Below are 3,823 nucleotides of genomic sequence, written 5' to 3' on the forward strand. Positions count from 1 at the left end.
CCCTCGGACGCTACGAGGGTAATAATTATTAATTATTAATTATTAATTATTAATTGGTTTCCAAGCCTTTTTGCTGGAATTTTAGGGTTTGGCAATTTTCCATAATTGTCCGGGCTACATTTTCCGGGATACCGTCGGGAATGTCTGCCTGAATTTCTAGGGTAATTTTTACCTTGGTGTTTTTGAGAGAGATTAAATGTTGAATGACTTCATCGCTAATTACTCCCGCGTCTCTGTTGAGTCGTAAAGCCTCAATTTCTACCACCCCGTAAAAGCGTCTTAGGGGCTGATTTTGAGCCGGGGAAACTCTATAATTTCCGGGGTTTATGTCCTCCCCTACGATCGCATTTACCTCCCTTTCCTGACCCGGTGAGGGGGCGGAATATTGCTCCAAGGAATTGGGGCTGGGCTGCTGGCTCAGTTGTAACTGTTTTTGGGCTACATCGGGCTTGACAATTAAACTATTTTGAGCTATTGTAGGATTGATGGATTCCCCGGCTTTCAGTCCCTGATAGGTGCCGGTTTCTGGATCGAAGCCTTCCGCGTAGGCAAACCACTGACTCCAAGCGGTCGAGGATACGCCGTCGGCGATCGCTTTCAGCAAAACCTGTTCATCCTTGAGGCGGGGCAGATAGGGATATTTAGTTAGATATTCCCAGATCTCCTGTAGGCTGATGTGGTTTTTGTCGCGCCAGACGAAGGGTGCCAACACCTCTAAATATAGGTTTAGGGGGGCGTAGGTATCTGAGAGGTGGGATTCGTCGATCGCCTTTTTGCTGGCGTTAAGTGTCGGGGAGGACTCAAGATTACGGAGGCGGATAGTTTTCCAGGCGATCGCTTCTTTGGGGTCTGGTTGTTCAGGGACTAATAACCATTGGTAGGTTTCGGAAATGTCCTTTTGGACATCATCATCAAACTGCTTTAGTTTGGTGTCCGCTTGTTTAGCCTGAAAAGCATCTAGGTTAAGCTCTTCCTTTTCGCGACAAATGGACTCCCAGGCGAGATATTGGGCGGCTTTTTTTTCCAGGTTTTCCCACTTTTTCTGATCAGGAGCCAAAAACACCAGGGTATTTTGGTAATAGCGGCGAGTCTCCCCCCTGTAGTTTAACACATCAGCCACCCATTTGCAAGCCGGACTCTGTAAATTTAAGCCTTGGTTGTGGGGTAATTGTGGGCGGAGTATAATCAGACGCACACCGGAGCGGTTATCATCAGGGATATCCCCGCTAGAATGGGGGGCTACATGAACCGTGGTAAAGATACCCCGATCGCCAAATTTTTTGAGACGTTTAACAATTTCCTCCTCGACCAAATAGCGATCGCCTTCACCGAGAAACTGATCAGCCCTTTCTGCGGCTGTGCGGTTAACATTAGGTTGAGTGGAAATCCAGTAGCGGTTATTATCAACATAGAGATAGGTAGCGCGATCGCTGAGTCGTCGGAGTGCGTCCCCAAAAGTCGCCGCCGCCTCTCCCGGTTGCACACAACCTAGCTTTATTCTACGGTCTTCTAAGCCACGGTTAGCAGCTTTCTGGGTTGGTGCTGACCCCATGTAGATAGTGCGGGTAACGCGACGACAAGCGGAATAACGGCCGAAATTCGGGTATTGGCGATCGAGATCTAGGGGGAAAGATAATGGTCCATCGACATCTTTATCAATAATGGGAGTCCAATTATCTTCCAGGTAGCGGGTAAGTTCCGACTGCACCTGAAGGTTATCCATCGGCACATTTCCCGGCATAATCAACAGATTAGCATCATTACGTTCCCATAGGGTATGAATCACCTTAGCCATGAGACGCAAAACCCCACGGGTCCGCTGAAACTTATCTAAACTCGACCAGTCCTCATAAAGGCGATCGAACAATTCTGGGTGAATAGGATAAGCCTCTCGCATACGGCGTTTATAGTTAGCCTCCTTCGTATCCGTGGGAAACTCCTGGCTATGTTCCCGATACATATTGCAAAAGGTATCTATCACCGCATCTCGTTGAGCCAAGAGAGTTGTATCCGTGGTAGACTGAAATAAGCGCCGCCGGACGATTTCAAAACCTTCTTCAGCGCTGGCAGGTCGCCAAGGGGACTCTACCCGACCGATCGCATTTTTCAGCCTGTCGGTCGCTTCGTATCCCTTCTCGCCGCCTTTTTCAATATCCGACGCGGGAACACTCACCACCAGCAGGGTATCCTTAGCATTTTTGGCGGACTCACTCAAAGTTTGGGCAAAAGTGAATTGAGTGTCGAAACTCCCCCCCACCACGTCAGGTTTTTCGTGGAGTTGTCTAGCATAGGCGACCCATTCATCAATCAGAATTAGACAGGGGGAGAAGCGGTTAAACAGTTGTTTAAGTATATCACCGGGATTAGTTGCCGTTTCGTCAGCCTCCCGCAACATTTGATAACCTTCTTGTCCTCCCAACTGCCAAGCCAACTCCCCCCAGAGGGTTTTAATTATGGGGGGACGGTTACGATCGCCTTTTCCATAGGGTTTAATGCCACTGGGGGGCAGTTTATTCCCCACCAACACAGCCACGTTAACATTTTGGGGAGGTTGAGATATACCCACCTGTTGAAAAATCTCTTCCATCCCTGGTAAGTTATGAATATGGCAGGCTTGGCAAAGGTGATAGAGGGATAACAGGGCGTGAGTTTTGCCGCCGCCGAAGTTAGTTTGCAATTCAATTACCGGGTCTCCCCCTTGACCAGTTAACCGTAGCAGTGCATTACTGAGAAGCTGTTTTAGGCCTTCGGTGAGGTAAGTGCGGCGATAAAATTCGGTCGGGTCTCTATATTCATCAGACCCCTGATCGAGGTATACTTCCCATAAGTCCGCGGCGAATTCTGCTTGTTGGAAAGTCCCGCCAGCCACGTCAGGATGAGGTGTAACAATCTCTCGCCAGGGTTTGAGTCCGGTTTGAGGTTGTCCTTCCGTGGGGGTTACCGTGACTTTCCTTCTTTCGCGACGGGCTTCCGCTTCAAAACGCGATCGCATCAATTCATTTTTCTCTTTTTCGACTTGGCTGGCTTCTGGGGCGGAAATAGCGGTTAACAGACGGCTGATATTATCAAGGATACGGTAAGCATCATCAGTCGAGAAAGTGGTTTGGTGCGCCCATTGGTTGCGGTTATCGCGCAATTCGCTGACAATGCTGCGTTCACTCCTTCCCAGAATTTGGCGAAATACGTCATTCCAATGTTCCCACACGACCATCAGCAGAGCATAGAGATCTTCTTTAAGAATCTTTTCAACAGGTTGTCGGCTACGATTGTTAACATAACTATCGGAAAGGGAGGCACTGGCGGCGGTCAACCAGTGATTATCGCCATAATGCGATCGCATTTCCCTTTCCACGAAGGGATACAATCCTTCTTGGAGTATCCTTAAAGCGCGAGTAACTCTCTCATGATTGCTGATAGCCATAATCGGTAGGATGCGTAATTGAGATCAATTATATGCCAAAACCGCCAATTGTGTTCACCTGTTGAAGTCAAGAAACCCGGTTTCTCAAAGAAACCGGGTTTCTAACCCGCCACAAATAAGCCGAGTTTCTCAGCCTCCAGTCAACTGGGTTTCCCCCCCAGAAGTCAAGAAACCCGGTTTCCCACCAACAAGTCAACCGAGTTTCCCCCCAGAAGTCAAGAAACCCGGTTTCTCAAAGAAACCGGGTTTCTAACCCGCCACAAATAAGCCGAGTTTCTCAGCCTCCAGTCAACTGGGTTTCCCCCCCAGAAGTCAAGAAACCCGGTTTCCCACCAACAAGTCAACCGAGTTTCCCCCCAGAAGTCAAGAAACCCGGTTTCTCAAAGAAACCGGGTTTCTAAC

1 protein-coding gene is annotated in these 3,823 nt (G+C 48.7%); it reads right to left on the reverse strand.

Going from position 1 to position 3,823, the window contains the following annotated elements:
- Nucleotides 1-49: 49 nt before the first annotated feature.
- Entirely contained in the window at nt 50-3,421 is a 3,372-nt protein-coding gene (locus tag P5683_RS16430) for a Swt1 family HEPN domain-containing protein (RefSeq protein ID WP_315644964.1), read from the reverse strand.
- Nucleotides 3,422-3,823: the final 402 nt, after the last annotated feature.

Source organism: Limnospira sp. PMC 1279.21 (assembly GCF_032349615.1).
GTDB classification, from domain to species: Bacteria; Cyanobacteriota; Cyanobacteriia; order Cyanobacteriales; family Microcoleaceae; genus Limnospira; species Limnospira fusiformis.